This window comes from Pseudomonas sp. P4_B3, from assembly GCF_056402295.1.
This window is the reverse complement of the sequence record NZ_JBFUHR010000011.1, coordinates 68782-87002: the sequence shown is the minus strand read 5'-3', so window position 1 is coordinate 87002 and position 18221 is coordinate 68782. Positions and strand designations below refer to the sequence as shown.

Genomic DNA, 18221 nt, shown 5'->3' with positions numbered 1-18221 from the left:
TCGAGGCATGTCACCGCGAACAATGCCACGTCGTCCACCCCCCTTGAATCCAGCCTATGGCTCAGTCTTTCTCCAACCGTGAGAAATACATCCGGCCCAACCCACGCCAGGTTTTCTTGTTCCAGGCCTTGAACGGAATCTGCGCCAGCAACTCCCGCGCCAGCTTGCGATCACGATTGGCGGTCTTGAGGAACATGGAATTGAGAAACTTGTAGCGCACCTCGTCATACAGCGGGTGATCGCTGAAGAGCGCGTAGGTGCGCAGGATGCTGTCGATCATGAAGCGGTGGTTCTTGTAGGAGTTGGTGGCGTGCTTGCGATAACGCGCCATCAACACATTCAGACCGTCGATGAAGTAACCGGCATGGGTCACCTTCAACTCGATCAGCAAGTCTTCCAGGCGAATGGTCGGGTCGAAACCGCCCACCTTGTCCAGAGCTTCGCGACGAATCATCAGCGTGGGTGCCGGTGGATAGGGCTTGCGCTCCAGGAACATGTCATCGAAGTCCAGGCGACGGAACGGCACATCCCGGCGCTGGCGCTTCTCGGGGTAGAGATTGCCGTCGGCATCGATCAGTTCGATGTTGCCGGCGCAAATGCCGACCTCGGGTTTGCCGTCCATATGAGCGACCTGGGTGGCGATTCGCTCCGGCAGCATGATGTCATCCGAACCGAACGGCACGATCAGGCTGCCCTTGGCCCGGGCAATCGCACCATTGAGGGTGTTGGTCAGCCCCTGGTTTTCCTGCACCCGGAAATCGAAACCATGGATGACCTGCAGCGCCTTGATCCGCTCGACGCTGTCATCTTTCGAGCCATCGTCGACCACCAGCAACTCGATGTTCTGATAGGTCTGGTTGAGGACGCTGAGAATGCTTTCCTCGATGTAAGGGGCATGGTTATACGACGCGATGATGACCGTGACGATGGGTTGCGCGTCGTTCATGGCTGTTCCTTGCGGGCCTGTTCCAGGCCGGAGTCGATCAGATTGAGGTATTCCCGACGGAACTCCTCGATGTCATGGTGTTGCTGCAGATAACGGAAGGCCTGCTCACCCTTGGCCTTGAGCTCGTCATCCGACAGCCCGAGGTAGGTGTCCAGCGCCGCCTGCAGCGTCGGCACATCCTTCGGTGTAATCGCCAGGCCACCGGCGCCCTCGATGAGCGGCAACATGGCCGGCACGTTCGAGGCAATCACCGGCAAATGCCCGCTCATGCCTTCAAGCAGCGCCAGCCCGAGGCCTTCGGCCAGGGAGGGCATGGTCCAGATATCGAAAGCGCGAATGTACTGCAGGGCGATTTCCTTGAACCCCAGCAAATGGGCACGACCGCTGAGGCCGAGGCGGTCGATTTCCGCGGCCAGGCGCGACTCTTCGCGGCCGGCACCGATGATCGCCAGTTGGGTATTCGGGTATTTGTCCTTGAGCGCGGCAAAGGCCTGCAGCAAATAGATATGGCCCTTGACCGGCACCAGTCGCCCCAACGCACCGATCAACCGCACCGACAGATCGATGCCCAACAGTTCACGGGCCTTTTCACGACTGTGTTGCAGACCTTCGGCTTGCTCGATGTCGATGGCGTTGGTGATGGCGTAGGTATTCTGGTCGGTGAAGCCACAGTCACAGTCCAGCAGATACTGTTTCACTGCAGGCGACACGCCAACGAAGCGCCAGTGACGATCAATCAGGCGCTGGGTCTGGCGGCGACGGTAAAAGCGGTCGTACTCGCCAAAGCCGTGGGAAATGCCAATGCACAACGACACTTTCAACCAGCGGTTGAGCGCCAGCATCATGTTCACCGGTTTGAAGCGGTTGCAGATCACCACATCGAATTTTTCCCGGCGGCAGAACTTGTACAGCTGCCACATGGCCCGCAGGCGCATGCCCTTGAGGGACTTGTCGGAAAACTCGAAGTACACCGAACGGTCGGCTCGGCTCACTGCTTCGCCCGGCCCGGGTTTGCCACGCAGAAACGCGGCGGTCACTTCATAGCGATCGCTGGGCAGGGCCTTGACGATTTGCTCCGCGAGGTCGGCGAAATCATGGGCTTTGACGTTGTAGTCAGGCTGCAGCTGCAGGACCTTTGACCGCTGACTCATAACTCTCCCCGCTGAGAAACATTGCCTGGTGTGTGCTTGAGGGACCACAAAAGCTCGTGGCGCCGGACTGCCTTGCGAAAGAACTCGTTCTGGCCATAGGTGGGCAGCAAGCGGCCGGCCAACAACCGTTGGATCAGCCGACGCAAGCGACGTTTGAACGGCATCGCCGGTTGCAGGTCGTGCATCATGCCCAACGCCATGGCTTTGTCTCGCTGTTGCTCCAGCGGCATCGGCAGGCAATAAGGCTGCATCGGCCGGGCCGAATCGAAGGCAGGCGGCAAGGCGATGCCATCACCGGTATCGCCCATCGGCCAGCGGTCGTTGTCGTGCAGGTGGTTGGCATAGCCCAATAGCGTGGCCGGCTGCCAGTCCAGGCCTTGCAAGGCTTCGAGGACTGCCGCCTGGGCGCAGACATGATCGGGATGCGGATCGAGGGTCGGATGCGGCAGGACGATGACCTCGGGCCGGGCCCGCAGCAGCAACTCACGCAGATCCGCCAGAAGATTGTTCCAGGTCGGCGCGCCATCGGCATCGCCAGGCAGCGCGAAAGGATTCAACCGGCGGAACAGCCGGGTGTCGCTCATATCCGCCTCCCGCGATCCCGCCGCCACGGCAGGCGCGGCCTGCATGTTCGCCAGTTGCAGACAGAAGTAACCCAGTTGTACGCAGTGAGCCTCGGGCACACCGGCCCAACGTGGCACGGCGATGCTGTCCCAGGTGCGCAGACGGCCTTTCAAGCGGGCCGCATCGACCTTGTTCAGGCCCATCTGCTGATAGTGTTCGGCTTCGATTTCACCCGCTGTCAGCGTGACGATCCAGGTTTCGTCGGCCTGGCTGTACAAACCGTAGGCCGCCAGCTCGGCGTCATCGGCGTGGGGGGCGATGACCATCACCCGCTGACGCCGGTAATCCGGATGTTCGAACGCCCACAGCACGGGCTCACCAAACACGCGACAGAAGCGCCCGCGCAAGCGCAGGTCACCGCGCGACAACGCCTGAGCCTGACCACTGAGATTGAGGTAACGCAGGCCGTTCACGCCCCGTTCGAAGGTTTGTCGGTCAGGGTTTTCGCCACCCGCCAACTCCACCACCGGATCGATAAATCGTCCCAGCCAGGTGCTCTTTACCCGCAGGGCCAGCACCAGCGTCGCGTCGTCGACCAGCATCACGCCCTCGTCCAGCCGCAAATGTTCACCGCTCAGGTGCACCTTGGGTTGTGGCGTGTACGGGGGAAAGCTGTACTGGTAATCGTCTTTCGCTGAGTAGAACAGATGGTCGGCAAACCAGGCTTCGTGGGCAATCCAGCCCAGAACCGCCAGCACCAGCGGCAACCACCAGGCCACCAGAACACCGATGACGATCAACAACGCCAGCGCAATCAACAGGCCTATGCGTTTATTGCGCCGATGGCGCTTGAGCAGTTGCTGTTTGCGGCTCATGGCTTGGCTCATACAGTGAAGACCGGCACGGGGTTGCACCAGCGATCCTTGTATTCACGGTCGGCGCGACCGAAGGAAAAGCGCAACGGTTTGTCCTGCGCCCGGGCATGCTCCCAGGCGCTTTGCGTATTGAGGAAACTCAGCACGCTGCCGGGGCTGAACTCACGGGTTTGTGGATCGACCCCGCCGTTGATGTACTCGACACTGATCCACTGCGTGGTTTCTACGCGGTACACCAGTTGAATCGCAATCGGCGCATCGTTGAGGAAAATCACCGAACCGATCAGCAACTCGCGCAGCAACTCGATGACATCAGCCATGCGCTCGGCACCCGTCGCCGGGAAACCCCAGCGGCGCTGGAACAGGTCGCAGTAAATCGCCGCCAGATCGAAGCTGGAAAATTCGGACACCGGTCGAACCACGCCACCGGCCTCTTCCAGCAAGCGCAACTCGCGGCGCTGGTTATAGCGAAACTTTTTCGACAGCTCTTCGGGGGTACGGGCCATGGCCAGTTGCTCGGTCTGCAACCTGATGCCAGTGAAACGGCCTTCGTTCAGCGCCGACAGATACCGCGCGCGATGGCGCAAAGGCACCTGGGCATCGGCAGCGGCCGGCAGGATGATCTCGGCGTTGCCCAGATCGAACAGACCTTTTTTGCCGCGACGCTTGAGCACGTCCTTGGACAAGGCCAAGTCGCGGCCCCAGGTCGGGATCGCCGCCTTGACCTCATCGCCCTGCACCCAGGCCAGGTAACGCACCGGAATGTCAGCCAGTTGCGCCAGCCGCTCGACCACCATGGGATGAGTCGCGACACTGCCGCCATAACGTTGCCAGGTTTCGGCGTATGTCGAGCCGTCGACTACCGCCCAGCCACGCTCGCGCCAGCCTTGAAATCGGTTGAGCATCAGCCCCTCTGTGCCAGTTCGGTAACATGCGGCAAATGCCAGAAAGCATCGCGTACCGCGCAATCGGAGAAGCGTTCGCGCAAGCGCTCGAGCATTAACTCGGCACACTGTCGGCGTTGCTGATCATCCATGCCAGCCAGATGTTGCAGCCCTTGGGCCAGACGCTCGGCATCGCCCAACGGGAACAGGATGCCCACGCCTTCGACCACTTCTTTCGCTCCGCCGCACGCCGTTGCGAGCAAAGGTACACCAGCGGCCATGGCCTCCAGCAGCACCATGCCGAACGGTTCGTGATCGGAGCTCAGGGCAAACACATCGAAGGCCCGGAAGTAGTTGCGCGCATCCGGCACCTGACCGAGAAACAGAACCCGGTCACCGATACCCAGCTCCCGGGCTTGAGCCTTGAGGTTTTCCTCCAGACGCCCCTTACCGAGAATCACCAGTTGACTGTTGGCCGGCAACCCCGGCAACGCCTCGGCGAAACCGTGCAACAGCGTGGCCTGGTCCTTGTCCGGATGCAGCCGTCCGACGTTGCCGACGATCCAGGCATCCGCCGCCAGCCCGAGGGTTTCCCGGGCCTCGCGAGCCAACACCTGCGAGGCTTGCAAGGCATCTACGTCGATACGGTTGTATATGGTCTGGATCCGCGAAGCCGGCCACTTCGGCAGGCAATTGCGCATGTCGTCGCGCACGGCGTCGGACACACCGAGCAGACTCAAACGCTTGCGGAAAATATGCGCGAACAGTTTGCGGCTACCACGCTTGTAATCGTCAAAAGCGTGATGCACGCCAATCACCGGCAACGACGTGCCGAGCAAGGCGATATAGATCGGCTTGAAGCGGTGAGCAATGCAGAAACTGAAGTTGCGCGACGCGACGATCTTGCGCAGATCGCCGATGGCACCCAGCTTCAGGCCACGAATGGCCTTGGAGCTGTACTCCATGAATAGCACTTCATCGGAAGCACAACCCGCGGCGACTTCGGCATCGGCAACCCCGGTGAGAAACACCGTGGTCACTCGATAACCGGTCCCCGCGAACAGGCTGGCGTACTGCCGTGCGCAGTCCAGGAACGGCCCGTCATAGCCGTGGCAGAACTGCAGCACATGGCGTTCAGCCGAACGTGTCATAGGCGTTCGCGCCCTCTTTGACCACCAGGATGTCTTCCATGATCAGATACTGTAGATCCGAACCGAAGAACATGTTCAGGGCGTCGGTCGGCGAGCAGATCATCGGTTCGCCGCGACGGTTGAGCGAGGTGTTGAGCGACACGCCGTTGCCGGTGAGCACTTCCAGCGCTTTCATCATGTCGTAGTAGCGCGGGTTGTATTCGCGCTTGAGTACCTGGGCGCGGGAAGTGCCGTCTTCGTGGACGACTTCCGGCACGCGGGTTTTCCACTCTTCCGCCACTTCGAAGGTGAAGGTCATGAACGGAGCCGGGTGATCGATCTTGATCATCTGCGGCGCCACGGTGTCGAGCATCGACGGGCAGAAAGGCCTCCAGCGCTCGCGGAACTTGATCTGGTGGTTGATCCGGTCCGCCACGCCCGCAATGCTCGGGCAACCGATGATCGAACGACCGCCCAATGCACGCGGACCGAACTCCATGCGGCCCTGGAACCAGGCCACCGGGTTGCCATCGACCATGATTTTGGCGATCTGCTCCGGCATGTTGTCGAGCTTGCGCCACGTCGGCTTGTTGGCGTGACGGGCGCACGCGGCGATCACATCTTCGTTGCTGTACGACGGGCCGAGGTAGACGTGTTCCATCTTCTCGACCGGTACGCCACGGGCGTGGGACACATAGGCTGCCGCGCCCACCGCGGTACCGGCGTCGCCGGAGGCAGGCTGAACAAACAGCTCCTTGACGTCGTCGCGGGCGATGATTTTCTGGTTCAGCTTGACGTTCAACGCACAGCCACCGGCGTAGGCCAGTTTGCCGGTTTCCTTGAGCACGTCGCCCAGGTAGTAGTCGATCATCTGCAGCGCAATTTTTTCGAACAGCGCTTGAATGCTCGCGGCGTAGTGGATGTAAGGCTCGTCGGCGATGTCGCCTTCTCGCTTGGGACCCAGCCACTCGATCAGCTTCGGCGAGAAGTAGTAACCCTTGCCCTTCTCTTTGTAGCGACGCAGGCCGATGACGTTGGCGTAGTCGGTGTTGATTACCAACTCGCCGTTTTCGAACGAAGCCAGTCGCGAAAAATCGTATTTGCTGGCGTCGCCGTACGGCGCCATGCCCATGACCTTGAACTCACCATCGAGCATATCGAAACCGAGGAACTCGGTGATCGCGCCGTACAGGCCGCCGAGGGAGTCCGGATCGAAGAATTCCTTGATCTTGTGGATCTTGCCGTTTTCGCCGTAACCGAAAAAGGTCGTGGCGTACTCGCCCTTGCCGTCGATGCCCAGGATCGCGGTTTTCTCTTTGAAACCGGAGCAGTGATAAGCGCTGGAGGCGTGGGCCAGGTGGTGCTCGACCGGCTCGATCTTGATCTTCTTCGGATCAAAGCCCAGTTGCTCCAGGCACCAGACGATCTTGTTGCGATAGCGCTTGTAGCGACGGTTGCCCATCAGGATCGCGTCGAGGGCGCGGTCCGGGGCGTACCAGTAACGCTTGGCGTACTGCCAGCGGGCCTTGCCGAACAGACTGATCGGGGCGAACGGGATCGCTACCACGTCGACATCGGACGGCTTGATGCCAGCCTGTTCCAGGCAGAATTTCGCCGATTCGTAGGGCATGCGGTTCTTTGCATGTTTATCGCGTACGAAGCGTTCCTCTTCAGCCGCCGCGACCAGCTTGCCGTCGATGTACAGGGCTGCGGAAGGATCATGGCTAAGGGCGCCGGACAGGCCAAGAATCGTCAATGCCACAGGGGTCTAGCCTCTTTAGTCTGCATGCAGGCGCAAGCGCCTCAAAAATTAATGTGCCCTCGCAAGGGGCGAGAGACAGCTAAAGGGCGGGATTATAGCGTAAAAGCAGCGGCAAACCTCTAGCCGCAAGCGGCATGCAACTACGGCCGGGGCCTCGCGACATTTTTTATCCGCGCGCAGGTCGCCAATAGATGGAAATATTGCCGTCCACGCTTTGCCGGTAAATCGTGTACGGCAAGACAACGGTGTCCAGCGCGCCAGACACGGCCAAGTCCAGCAATACGAGTGGCACAAGGAAACCCGTAGGGTCTGGCGGCGCATTCAATACACAGAAGTCATAAGCCAGGCCGCTGTAGACCCGCGGGATGGACTGGCAATAGGTCTTTTGCCTGCGCAGCCCCTGCGCTGCTTCGGCTTCATCCTGCAGGACGGTGGCGGCGGTCCCGCAGCCCATTAGCGACACTGATAAAACACCTGCTGAAACTGCCATTTTGATCGTCACAGCCTGACCTCCGAGAGCGTCAGGCAAACTAGCATCGGGGCAATTTCAGCCACAGTTCATGACTTCCCAAGATCGCGTAGGACGGATCACAAGAACTTGTCTGCTTTCTCGGTTGGCAGTTCCGGCCTCTTCGCGGGCAAGTCGGATCGCCGCACCGCCGCTCCTACAGTAGTTCCGGTCGTTCAGAAATCCCTGTGGGAGCGGCGGTGCGGCGATCCGACTTGCCCGCGATAGGACCGAAGGTCCTGATTCAGCCAGCGCTGGAGATGTCTTTGGGCAACCGCTGATCGATGACCCGGTAAAGGGCGCTGCCTTCAGGCCAATTGCGCATGAACCGTGCGCGATCCCTGGCATACGCCGGGGCGAAACTGCCGAGAGAACCGTGCTGGCACATCGAATCGAGGTCGATCAACGCCCAGCGATCTTGCTGCCAGAACAGGTTATGCCCCTTGAAGTCGCCATGACTGATGCGTTCGCGAATCAGCTCGGCAAACAAATGATCCAGCGCCGCCAGCTCGGCTTCCGGTGCATCACCGCTTTCAACATACGGCGCAAAACGCTCGATGATGTCCGGCCCCGACAGATACTCGGTGATCAGGTACGCCCGGCTGCGCAGCCACAGAAAACGCTTTTCCAGCAACACCAGCGGCTTGGGCGTGGCAATCCCGAGGAACGCCAGGCGATTGCCTTCGCGCCATGAATGCCAGGCCCGGCTCGGACGCCAGAAGCGTTTGAGCCAGTGGGCGAAGCCCTTGATGTTGTAGCGCTTGATCACCAGCGTGCGGCCATCCACCTCGACCTTACCGACGCTCGCCGCGCCCCCGGTCTTGTACAGATGCCCCTGATCGAGCAGGGTATCGGCCTGCTCCAGCACCGGCACCATCGACGGCTCTTCCTCGCGGCGAATCGCCCGCAATCCGAAGGCACCGCGCTGGACGCTGAACAGCGTGCACTCGCGGCCGACCTTGATCAGGAAGTCCTTGAGGCGCCAGCTGCGGACCTTGTCGATCTGCTTCTGCAGCGCCTCCATGGGCAAGGCGTGCTCGCCGTTGCTGAGCAGGTAATACACCAGCAACTCTTCAATGAAGGGCTCGATCGACTTCGGCAACTGGGCGAAGAACACCCCGAGGTTTTCCAGGACCTTCTGCCGCGACAGCGGCTGGCCAGGTGTTTCGGAGCAAATCCCGGCGCCGTCGATCAAGTACAGACGACCACGCTGACGCAGCAGGTTGTCCAGGTGCAGATCTTCCTGCCACAGGCCTTTGCGGTGCATTTGACCGATGGCACCTAACGCCTCGGCCAGCACCGCTCCTTGCCCATCGGACAGCACGGGCTGCTGCTCAACCTGCTTCCAGGTATCACCCAGGCTTTCGGCGCCTTCCAGAAACTCGAACAGCAGCCAACCACCCTCACCCTCTTTCAGGCCATCGGCCAACAGCTGCGGCGTGGTCAATCCTTGAGCGGCAAGCAAGCGCACGCCGTCCAGCTCACGCTGGAAGTGCCGCGAAGCCTTGCTGCCGACCAGCAACTTGGCCAACACCGGCCGGCCACGCCAGACGCCGGCACCGACATAACGCTGCCCCGGCAACACCCGCAACAGGCTCAGCAGTTGTAGCTCGGCGGGGCCTGCGGCATCAGCCAGCGAAACGCTCAATGGCAACGCCGGGTTGCGGCCGGCGGACTTCAACTCGGATAAACGCATCAGCGTGGTCCCTTTTGGCTGCGCCGCGTCGTCAAACGCCCCAGCCAGCTGTCGATCAACGAGCTGTCCTGTGGTTGATCCAGATAGGCGGCCAGCAATTGCCGCAGGTGCGACTCTCCCCACTCTGGCGCGCGACGCGTCAGCGGTTCCAGGTCCTTGATTCGGTCACGCTGCCCGTACAGCAGTGGTCGGGTTTTTTCCAGGTCGATCAATTGAGCCTGATAGCCGTTGCCGGTGGCGCGCATGAAAATATGCTTGGGATAGAAGCACCCATGCACCTGGCGTGCGGCGTGCAACTGCCTGGCCAGTTCGCCAATGGCCTTGAGGATTTCCGAGTGCTGCTCAGGGCTCAATTCAGCCCAGCGCTGCAACAGCGAGTCGAGATCGTCCCAACCATCCAGGGCACGGGTCAGCAGGATCGCGCGGACTTCGCCATCGACCTTGCGCTCCCCGTAGAACACCGCTTCCAGCGCCGGAATGCCCATCCTCCGGTAGAGGGAGATGTTGCGAAACTCGCGAGCGAAACTCGGCTCGCCGAACGGCGCACGCAAGGTGCGGGTCAGGTAGTTGCTTTGACGCTTGAGGTAGAAACCATGACCTTCCAGATCCAGCCGAAACACGCTGCTCCAGCCGCCGCGACCGGTGTTGGGCTCGTCCACCGCATCGAGTTGCTTGGCCCAGAGTGCTTCGAATGTGCCGAGGCCGTGGCGCTCAAGCAGCGCTCGGTCTTCAGCGGCCAGAAAATCAGTCATTCACGCCCCTCGAAAAATCTCACCACGTGCCGGATACGTTTTTTGTCCGCAGCGTTGAGCCGGGTCCGATTGCGGTATTGCAGGTAAAAGCGCAGGCGCTGGGTTGCCGACAGTTGATACTTGGCGACCTTGTCCAGGCACGCCAGATCCTTGGTAATACGGTACTTGAGCCAGAAACCGCGCCAGAAATCGCCGTTGGGGCAATCGATCAAAAACACTCGAGCCTCATCGTCGATCAGCAGGTTGCGCCACTTCAAATCATTATGGGTGAAGCGGTGGTCGTGCATGGTCCGGGTATATTCGGCCAGCTGACGACTGACGGTATCGACCCAGGCGCGATCCGAAAGTTTCGGGTCGCGACGCTCGGCCAGTGCCGACAAGTCTTCGGTACGAGGCAGCTCCCGGGTAATCATCGCGCCGCGAGCGTAGGCCACACCGCGTCGTTCCAGCCCCCAGGCCACCACTTCGGCCGTGGGGATGCCCCACTTGGCGAAGCGCTTGAGGTTCTGCCATTCCATCTTCACCCGAGGCTTGCCCAGGTAACGCCGCAAGCCTTTGCCAGCGCCCACATACCGCTTGACGTAATAGTTGACGCCATTGCGCTCGACCCGGATGACCTCCGAAAGCAGATCGCTGGTCAAACGCTCGCCTTGCAGCGCAAACACAGCCTCGAGGCTGCCAAAGTCATCGGCCAGTTCGCTGTAGGCCGGTTCCAGTTTCCAACCCGACATCAGAGCGCATCCCCGTATCGCTGTTTACGCTCGTAGAGCTTGTTGGCCTTGCCGTCGAGCCATGCCAGCAAAGACGCCTCTTCAATCAGGATCTTACGCAGCGGCTGCTGGAAATAGCCTTTGAGGAAACGCAGCTTGTCGCGGCGGGTCAGGCCAATGTCCAGCGCGGAAAAGTACAGCGCGGCCAGGTCCTTGTTGCGCCAGCGCGAGGTGATCGCCGGGCGGGTCTGGGCGCGGTGCAGGTCGATCACCGAGAGTTTGAAGTCGTCGGCGGTCACCGGTTTGTCGGTATGCAGCAGGAAATGGCAGATGTAGCAGTCGCGGTGATTGACCCCGGCGCGGTGCATCATGCCGGTCATGCGTGCGACTTCGGCGATCAGCGCGCGCTTGAGCTTTGGCTCCGGTGGCTGCTTGATCCAGTTGATACTGAAATCTTCGAGACTGACCGTCGGCGCTAGCTCCTCGGTGACGATGAACGAGTGCTGGTCGGCGGGGTTGCTGCCCTTCTCGCCATACGCGACGGCGGTCATGGTCGGCACGCCAACTTGCTGCAGGCGTTGAATGGCCTGCCACTCCTGACCGGCCCCCAATACTGGAAGCTTGGCAGTGAGCAGATTCTTGAAAATTTCGCCCCAGCCGATGCCACGGTGGATTTTCACGAAAAATCCGTTGCCATCGACTTCCGTGCGTAAGGTCCGGCGCGCTTCCAGCTCGCGGTACACCTCGCCCTTGAGCCCCTCGACTTCGGCGAACGGGTCGCGTCCGGCCCAGAGGCTCTTGAACGGTTCAGCCAGCATCAACTTCATTTAAGCGTGCTCCGCCAGAATCACATCGGCCGCGTGCTGCGGCATGCTGTAGAGGTCGGCCGTCCCGGCGTAGGCCAGACCATTGCGGCTCCAGGCCGCCCTTGCTTGAGCGTCGTTCAACATGCCGGTCAGGTACTGCGTCAGCTGTGCCTGATCGAACGGTTCGTCCAGCACCAGGCCGGCGTCGGCCTCGGCAATGTAATGGGCGTACCCGCACACCGCGCTCACCAGCACCGGCAAACCGGCCACCAGCGCTTCGAGCAGCACGGTGCCGGTATTTTCGTTGTACGCCGGGTGGATCAACAGATCGGCACCCAACAGGAACCGCGGGATATCACTGCGCCCCTTGAGGAACGTGACATTGTCGCCCAGCCCTAATGTCGCACTCTGCATCTGGAATAATTTGGGGTCATCCTGGCCAATTACAAACAGCCGGGTGCGTTTCCTCAACTCGGCAGGCAATGCTGCCAGTGCCTTGAGGCTACGGTCCACGCCCTTGGTCTTGAACCCGGAGCCGATCTGCACCAGCAGCAGTTCGTCGTCCTTGAGATCGAATTCAGCGCGGAACCCTGCGCGAACTTCATCGGCATCCGCCGGCCGGCGACGGTCCTGGGCGATGCCCGGTGGCAGCAGGTGGAAGCGCTCCAGCGGCGTGTCGTAATGCTTGATGAACAACGGCTGCTGAACCTCGGAAATCATCAACACTTCGGTCTTGGCGTCCCTGGCGAACACCGCCCGCTCGTATTCGGCGAAGTGGCGATAGCGGCCCCAACGGCGATACAGCGAGTTACGCAGGTTCTGCGCCTTGTCTTCGAAGCAGCCGTCGGCGGCGTAGTAGACGTCCAGGCCCGGCATCTTGTTGAAGCCAATCAGGCGGTCGACCGGGCGCTTGGCCAGGTCCGCATCCATCCACTCGCTGAGTTTCTCGTTGCGGCGATGGTTGAAGAACGCCTTGACCGGCGCCACCAGCACTTCGAAACCCGGCGGCACGTCACCCTCCCAGATCAGCGTGTAGACGCGAATCTGATGACCGCGCTTCTGGCACTCCAGGGCGATTCGCATGAAATCGCGCTGCAAGCCGCCGAACGGGAAATATTTGTACAGGACAAATGCCAATTGCATCAGCGCAGCTCCTCAGCCATTAACAACGTGCTCAGTCGGCTGGCGACACGCTCGGGATTCAGACGCGTGAAGCACAACGGCCACTCGCGTTTCAAGTCAAATTGACGGGCATCTTCAGCCGTCGGCTGATAAGTGCATTTCTTTTGCAGGCACGGTGCACAAGGGAAGTCGCTGGCCATGTGAATCTGCACTTTGCCATAGGCGCCGGTCAGGCCCGGATTGGTCGGACCGAACAGCGACAGCGTCGGCACATCCAGTGCGGCGGCCAGATGGCCCAGGCCAGTATCCACCGCCACGCAGGCTTGCGCGCCGGCCAGCACCTTGCCGACACCCGCCAGGTTCAGTTTTGGCAGCACTTCGGCGTGCTTGAAACCCGCGGCGATACGCTCGGCCCGGGCTTTCTCCAGGGCATTGCCCCAGGGCAACTTCACCCCGACGCCAAGGTAGCCAACCCGTTCGGTCAGCTCGCGCCAGTAGGCTTCGGGCCAGTGCTTGGTGTCCCAGGTGGTGCCGTGCAAAAACACCACGTAAGGATTCTTGCGCGGCAACTCCACCAGGCGCTCGATATTCAGTCCGTAGTCGCCCAGACCTTTGGGCAAGTCATAGCCCAACGCAATGGCGAACAACTGACGCACTCGCTCCACCGCGTGCTGCCCACGGGCAACGGCCAGACGTCGATCATAAAAGCGCGCAGCAATGGGCTCGCGTGCGGAGCTTTTATCGAGGCCGGCCACCGGAGCCTTGACGTAACGGGTCAGCCAGGCGCTTTTCAGCAAGCCCTGGGCGTCTATCACCAAGTCATATCTGGTGGCGCGAACGCTTTGTTTGAAGCGCTTCCACTCGCCGCTCTTAATGGTCTGCCAGATGTTTTGGCGCCAGCGACGGATCGCCACCGGAATCACCTTGCCCACCGCCGGATGCCAGGTCGGGATTTCGGCAAAGCCTTCTTCCACCACCCAGTCGAATTTGATGCCGGGAATCGCCCGCGCCGCGTCGGTCAACGCCGGTAACGCGTGAATGACGTCGCCCAGCGAAGAAGTCTTGATCAACAGAACCCGCAAGCTATTTGACCTCGACCACAGTGCCTTGCAACCGCTGCAAGGCTTCGTTCACGGCCTGCGGCATGAGCTGGCGCAGGCAGTTGTAATGGCCGAAACGGCAGGTGCGATCGAAGCACGGACTGCACTCGATGCCCAGGCGTACGATTTCCACGTGCTCGGCCAGCGGTGGCGTGAAGCCCGGCGACGTCGAACCGTAGACCGCGACCAGCGGGCGGTTCAGCGCGGCGGCGACGTGCATCAGGCCGGAGTCGTTGGACACCACAGAATCTGCACAGGACATCAGGTCGATGGCTTCGGCCAGCGAGGTGCCGCCACTGAGATTGACCGATTCTTCACGCAGGCCGGGAATCAGCCGCGCGCGGATGTCTTCGCCTACGGTGTGATCGTTTTTCGAACCGAACAGCCAGACTTGCCAGCCTTCGCGGATCTTCGCTTCGGCGACTTTGGCGTAATGCTCGGACGGCCAGCGCTTGGACTCGCCGAACTCGGCGCCGGGGCACAAGGCCAACACCGGACGGTCGAGGGCCAGGTCGAACTTGGCCAGCGCCGCCTCGCGAGTTACCGGGTCGATCTGCAGCGTCGGACGCGGATAGGGTTTTGGCAGCTCAACGCCCGGCTCGAACGCCAAGGCCATGAAGCGCTCGATCATCAGCGGGTAACGATCCTTGTCCAGCGTGCGCACGTCATTGAGCAGGCCGTAGCGGAACTCGCCACGCCAGCCGGTGCGTTTCGGGATGCCGGCAAAGAACGGCACCAGCGCCGACTTCAGGGAGTTGGGCAACAGGATCGCCTGGTCGTACTGGCCGGCCAGGGATTTACCGATGCGCCGACGCGTCGCCAGTTCCAGAACACCGTGACCAAGCGGAAAGCTCAAGGCCTGGCGAACTTCGGGCATCCGCTCAAGAATCGGCCGGCTCCACTCGGGGGCCAGCACGTCGATTTCGCATTGCGGGTGGCGTTGTTTCAGACACTGGAAAAGTGTCTGCGCCATCACCATGTCACCGACCCAACTGGGCCCAACGATCAGAATTTTCATGTGGTTTCCATAAACGAACCGGGGAGGCTTTACGCCTCCCCGCCTCGAGAATCAGCTTAGCCCCAACTCACGCCAGATCCGCATGACCTGCCGCCGTTCGTCTGCGAACTGGTCGCCCGGTATCACCCCGGGGTCCTTCTGCAAGGCCTGCCGGTGGGCGGCGGAGCGGTAGGCTTTATACGCTTCACGCAACAGACTGGCATCTTCGACGGGCATCAGCCCTTCATGCTCCAGCTCTTCCAGAATGCGGATATTGTCCGTCCAGCGCAGCAATGGCGGGTGTGTTTCGGACCACGCCAGGGCCGCGTATTGCACCATAAATTCAATATCGACGATACCTCCGGCATCTTGCTTGATATCGAACGGCGCCGTGGCTTCGAAGGCATTTGCCCCGGTGCCGGCCGCCGTGCTCTTGCTGCCGAGGTTATCGCGCATCTTGGCGCGCATCTCGCTGACCTCCTGACGCAGGGTCGGTAGATCACGGGTTTTGCCCAATATCGCGGCGCGGACTTTCTCGAATGCCTGGCCGACATCCTGACTGCCCACCAACACCCGCGCACGCACCAGCGCCTGATGTTCCCAAGTCCAGGCTTCGTTCTCCTGATAACGGGCAAACGCCCCGAGGGAACTCACCAGCAACCCCGACGCACCGGACGGCCGCAGACGCATGTCCACCTCATACAGCTGCCCGGAGTTGGTCTGCGCTGTCAGCAAGTGAATGATCCGTTGCCCCAGACGGGTGAAAAATTGCGCGCCATCGATGGGTTTGGGTCCGTCGGTTTCAGCCTGCGGATCGCCATCGTGGATGAACACCAGGTCCAGGTCCGAACCATGCCCGAGTTCCAGGCCGCCGACTTTCCCATAACCGACAATGATGAAGCCGGGATCGCACAAGGTGCCATCGGTGCGCAGTGGCGTGCCGTACTTGGCCACGGTCTGGCGCCAGGCCAATGCCAGCACTTGCTCCAGGATCGCTTCGGCGAGCCAGGTCAGGTAATCGCTGACTTTCATCAGCGGCAGACTGCCGGCGATTTCCGAAGCGGCCACTCGCAAGCGGTGCGCCAGCTTGAAGTGGCGCAGGGCTTCCATTTGCTGTTCGAGGTCGTCCTCGGGAATCCGCGTCAGGCGCTCGCGCAACTCGGCCGCCAATTCTGGCGCCAATGGCGGTTTGAACAGCCGGCCTTCGTTGAGCAGTTCGTCGAGCAGTAACGGGAAACGGGTGATTTGCTCGGCGATCCACGGACTTGCCGCACACAGCGTCAACAAACGCCGCAGCGCACCGGGGTTCTCGGTCAACAACACCAGATACGCGGAGCGACGGGCCACGGCTTCAACCAGCGGCAGCACCCGTTCCAGTACCAGGTCCGGATTGTCATGTTCCACGGCCTGTGCCAGCAGACGCGGAATAAAAGCATCGAGACGTTCGCGGCCCAGACGCTGCATCGCCCGCAATTGCGGGCTGCTGCGCAAGCCGGCCAAGGCTTTCAAGGCTTTGGGGGCATCCTTGAAGCCACCCTCTTCCAGTTGGCGGCAAGCGGCCTCATCGTCCTGAGCCTCTTCCCACAGCGGCAACCACTCACCGCCGACCACCACTTCGCTTTCGGCGCCCTGCTCTTCGTCGGGATCGGCGATCACCTGCCCGAAGTGCCAGGCCACGCGGCCGCGCCAATACATCAGTTGTTCGTGGAACGCCGTCCAGTTGGCGAAACCCAGCATAAAGGCAATGCGCGCCTGATCCTGCTCGCCACTGGGCAACATTTGCGTCTGGCGATCGGCAATCGCCTGAATCGCGTGTTCGGTGTAACGCAGGAATTCGTAACCTTCACGCAGCTCGCCGATCACGGCCGGCGGCAGGTAACCCTGACCTTCCAGCGTGCTCAGCACTTTTAATAGCGGGCGTTGCTGCAAGCTCAAATCGCGGCCGCCGTGAATCAGCTGGAACGCCTGGGCAATGAACTCGACTTCACGAATACCGCCGGAACCGAGCTTGATGTTGTCGGCCATGCCCTTGCGCCGTACTTCCTGCTGGATCAGTTGCTTCATGGTGCGCAGCGCTTCGATGGCCGAGAAGTCCAGGTAGCGCCGGTAAACGAACGGCCGCAGCATCTCCTGCAGTTGCGCGCCGGCTACTTGATCGCCGGCCACCACCCGCGACTTGATCATCGCGTAGCGTTCCCAGTCGCGACCCTGGTCCTGGTAATACTGTTCCAGCGCGTTGAAGCTCAGCACCAGAGCGCCGGACGAACCGTAAGGTCGCAAGCGCATGTCGACGCGAAATACAAAGCCGTCGACGGTCATCGGGTCCAGGGCCTTGATCAGCCGCTGGCCCAGACGAATGAAGAACTCCTGGTTATCCAGCGGGCGTTTCACGCCGACGGTTTCGCCGCCCTCGGGGTAGGCAAAAATCAGGTCGATGTCCGACGACAGGTTCAACTCCACGGCACCGAGCTTGCCCATGCCGAGAATGACCATCTGCTGCGGCTCGCCGCTGCGCCGCCCGGTCGGCACGCCGAACTGCTGGCAATGCCGCACATACAACCATTGATAGGCCTGATCGATGCTGGCATCCGCCATGTCCGAAAGGTCGCGACAGGTCTGGATCAAATCGGCCTGGCGGGTCAGGTCGCGCCAGATGATCCGCACCTGATGGCGTGCACGCTGGCGGCGCAAGGCGCGGCCAAGCTGATCGTCGGACTCGGCCTCGCTCACGGCGGCCGCGATCTGCCCGCACAACTCGCCGGGAGCGAAGCGGCGATCCAGTTCGCCGGACTGCACCAGCTCCAGCAACATCAAAGGGTCACGAGCACACTGTTCAATCACGAAATCGCTGGCGGCGGTGACGCGGGCAAATTGCGCCCAGCGTTCCGGCGTCCAGGTGGACAGCCCGTGGTCATCGTCCAGGGCAGCGACGGCAGCCCGGAACGACTGCTCGGCGCGGGAGACCAACGGCAGGAGAATGGCGGGCAGTTCGGCAAGCGAAGGGAGGCTCATGGTCTATCCTTGATCGGCGTACAACGGACTGCATGTAGTGGTTTTCGAAAACTCACTACCTGAGGGACTGTCGAACAAAAGTTAGAAATAGCTGAGATTTCTTTAATTTTGGCAGCCAGCATCAAGCTTTTACCTTCTGTAGTTGGAAAAAGACCAACCTTAACGATTATTCTCACAACGCAGCCGGGGGCGACAAGCCGCTCATC

Annotated in this window: 15 protein-coding genes; all 15 read right to left on the bottom strand. The window is 61.1% G+C overall.

The features are described from left to right. Positions 1-61: 61 nt before the first annotated feature. Positions 62-946 (bottom strand): glycosyltransferase, encoded by an 885-nt coding sequence (locus tag AC1DWG_RS14770; protein ID WP_477763688.1) that lies wholly within the window; start codon positions 944-946, stop codon positions 62-64. Further along, positions 943-2097, bottom strand: a complete 1155-nt coding sequence (locus tag AC1DWG_RS14765; protein ID WP_477787942.1) for a glycosyltransferase family 4 protein — start codon at positions 2095-2097, stop codon at positions 943-945. The genes AC1DWG_RS14770 and AC1DWG_RS14765 overlap by 4 nt, the downstream gene beginning before the upstream one ends. Beyond that, positions 2094-3536 (bottom strand): PIG-L deacetylase family protein, encoded by a 1443-nt coding sequence (locus tag AC1DWG_RS14760; RefSeq protein ID WP_477760293.1) that lies wholly within the window; start codon positions 3534-3536, stop codon positions 2094-2096. The genes AC1DWG_RS14765 and AC1DWG_RS14760 overlap by 4 nt, the downstream gene beginning before the upstream one ends. 8 nt (positions 3537-3544) lie before the next feature. Then, positions 3545-4441, bottom strand: a complete 897-nt coding sequence (locus AC1DWG_RS14755; protein WP_477753618.1) for an antimicrobial resistance protein Mig-14 — start codon at positions 4439-4441, stop codon at positions 3545-3547. Then, the gene (locus AC1DWG_RS14750; RefSeq protein WP_477763690.1) at positions 4441-5571 is read right to left on the bottom strand and encodes a glycosyltransferase; all 1131 of its coding nucleotides are present in this window, start codon (positions 5569-5571) and stop codon (positions 4441-4443) included. The genes AC1DWG_RS14755 and AC1DWG_RS14750 overlap by 1 nt, the downstream gene beginning before the upstream one ends. Next, positions 5555-7312: a carbamoyltransferase family protein gene (locus AC1DWG_RS14745; RefSeq protein ID WP_477753620.1), complete on the bottom strand. Its 1758-nt coding sequence runs from the start codon at positions 7310-7312 to the stop codon at positions 5555-5557. The genes AC1DWG_RS14750 and AC1DWG_RS14745 overlap by 17 nt, the downstream gene beginning before the upstream one ends. Positions 7313-7478: 166 nt before the next feature. Then, positions 7479-7814 (bottom strand): YceK/YidQ family lipoprotein, encoded by a 336-nt coding sequence (locus AC1DWG_RS14740; protein WP_477753621.1) that lies wholly within the window; start codon positions 7812-7814, stop codon positions 7479-7481. 250 nt (positions 7815-8064) lie between these two features. Next, on the bottom strand, positions 8065-9516 hold the full coding sequence (locus tag AC1DWG_RS14735; protein WP_477753622.1) for a lipopolysaccharide kinase InaA family protein: 1452 nt from the start codon (positions 9514-9516) through the stop codon (positions 8065-8067). Then, positions 9516-10268 carry a lipopolysaccharide kinase InaA family protein gene (locus tag AC1DWG_RS14730; protein ID WP_477763692.1) on the bottom strand — a complete coding sequence of 251 codons (753 nt, stop codon included), beginning with the start codon at positions 10266-10268 and terminating at the stop codon, positions 9516-9518. The genes AC1DWG_RS14735 and AC1DWG_RS14730 overlap by 1 nt, the downstream gene beginning before the upstream one ends. Then, complete coding sequence (locus AC1DWG_RS14725) at positions 10265-10999, bottom strand: lipopolysaccharide kinase InaA family protein (protein WP_477753624.1); 735 nt, start codon at positions 10997-10999, stop codon at positions 10265-10267. The genes AC1DWG_RS14730 and AC1DWG_RS14725 overlap by 4 nt, the downstream gene beginning before the upstream one ends. Then, complete coding sequence (gene rfaP, locus AC1DWG_RS14720) at positions 10999-11805, bottom strand: lipopolysaccharide core heptose(I) kinase RfaP (protein WP_477763693.1); 807 nt, start codon at positions 11803-11805, stop codon at positions 10999-11001. Before rfaP ends, AC1DWG_RS14725 begins: the two co-directional genes overlap by 1 nt. Further along, on the bottom strand, positions 11806-12927 hold the full coding sequence (locus AC1DWG_RS14715) for a glycosyltransferase family 4 protein (RefSeq protein ID WP_477763694.1): 1122 nt from the start codon (positions 12925-12927) through the stop codon (positions 11806-11808). Beyond that, positions 12927-13988 carry a lipopolysaccharide heptosyltransferase I gene (gene waaC, locus AC1DWG_RS14710; protein WP_477763695.1) on the bottom strand — a complete coding sequence of 354 codons (1062 nt, stop codon included), beginning with the start codon at positions 13986-13988 and terminating at the stop codon, positions 12927-12929. Before waaC ends, AC1DWG_RS14715 begins: the two co-directional genes overlap by 1 nt. A gap of 1 nt (position 13989) precedes the next feature. Then, complete coding sequence (gene waaF, locus AC1DWG_RS14705; RefSeq protein WP_477787941.1) at positions 13990-15024, bottom strand: lipopolysaccharide heptosyltransferase II; 1035 nt, start codon at positions 15022-15024, stop codon at positions 13990-13992. A gap of 51 nt (positions 15025-15075) precedes the next feature. Further along, positions 15076-18015 (bottom strand): bifunctional [glutamate--ammonia ligase]-adenylyl-L-tyrosine phosphorylase/[glutamate--ammonia-ligase] adenylyltransferase, encoded by a 2940-nt coding sequence (glnE, locus tag AC1DWG_RS14700; RefSeq protein WP_477787940.1) that lies wholly within the window; start codon positions 18013-18015, stop codon positions 15076-15078. Positions 18016-18221: the final 206 nt, after the last annotated feature.

Excerpts from the sequence above, each read along its gene's own strand:
- AC1DWG_RS14735 (WP_477753622.1), bottom strand. The coding sequence starts at position 9,516 with ATGCGTTTATCCGAGTTGAAGTCCGCCGGCCGCAACCCGGCGTTGCCA.
- AC1DWG_RS14770 (WP_477763688.1), bottom strand. The coding sequence starts at position 946 with ATGAACGACGCGCAACCCATCGTCACGGTCATCATCGCGTCGTATAAC.
- AC1DWG_RS14750 (WP_477763690.1), bottom strand. The coding sequence starts at position 5,571 with ATGACACGTTCGGCTGAACGCCATGTGCTGCAGTTCTGCCACGGCTAT.
- rfaP (WP_477763693.1), bottom strand. The coding sequence starts at position 11,805 with ATGAAGTTGATGCTGGCTGAACCGTTCAAGAGCCTCTGGGCCGGACGC.
- AC1DWG_RS14725 (WP_477753624.1), bottom strand. The coding sequence starts at position 10,999 with ATGTCGGGTTGGAAACTGGAACCGGCCTACAGCGAACTGGCCGATGAC.
- AC1DWG_RS14715 (WP_477763694.1), bottom strand. The coding sequence starts at position 12,927 with ATGCAATTGGCATTTGTCCTGTACAAATATTTCCCGTTCGGCGGCTTG.
- AC1DWG_RS14765 (WP_477787942.1), bottom strand. The coding sequence starts at position 2,097 with ATGAGTCAGCGGTCAAAGGTCCTGCAGCTGCAGCCTGACTACAACGTC.
- waaF (WP_477787941.1), bottom strand. The coding sequence starts at position 15,024 with ATGAAAATTCTGATCGTTGGGCCCAGTTGGGTCGGTGACATGGTGATG.
- glnE (WP_477787940.1), bottom strand. The coding sequence starts at position 18,015 with ATGAGCCTCCCTTCGCTTGCCGAACTGCCCGCCATTCTCCTGCCGTTG.
- AC1DWG_RS14755 (WP_477753618.1), bottom strand. The coding sequence starts at position 4,441 with ATGCTCAACCGATTTCAAGGCTGGCGCGAGCGTGGCTGGGCGGTAGTC.
- AC1DWG_RS14760 (WP_477760293.1), bottom strand. The coding sequence starts at position 3,536 with ATGAGCCGCAAACAGCAACTGCTCAAGCGCCATCGGCGCAATAAACGC.
- AC1DWG_RS14730 (WP_477763692.1), bottom strand. The coding sequence starts at position 10,268 with ATGACTGATTTTCTGGCCGCTGAAGACCGAGCGCTGCTTGAGCGCCAC.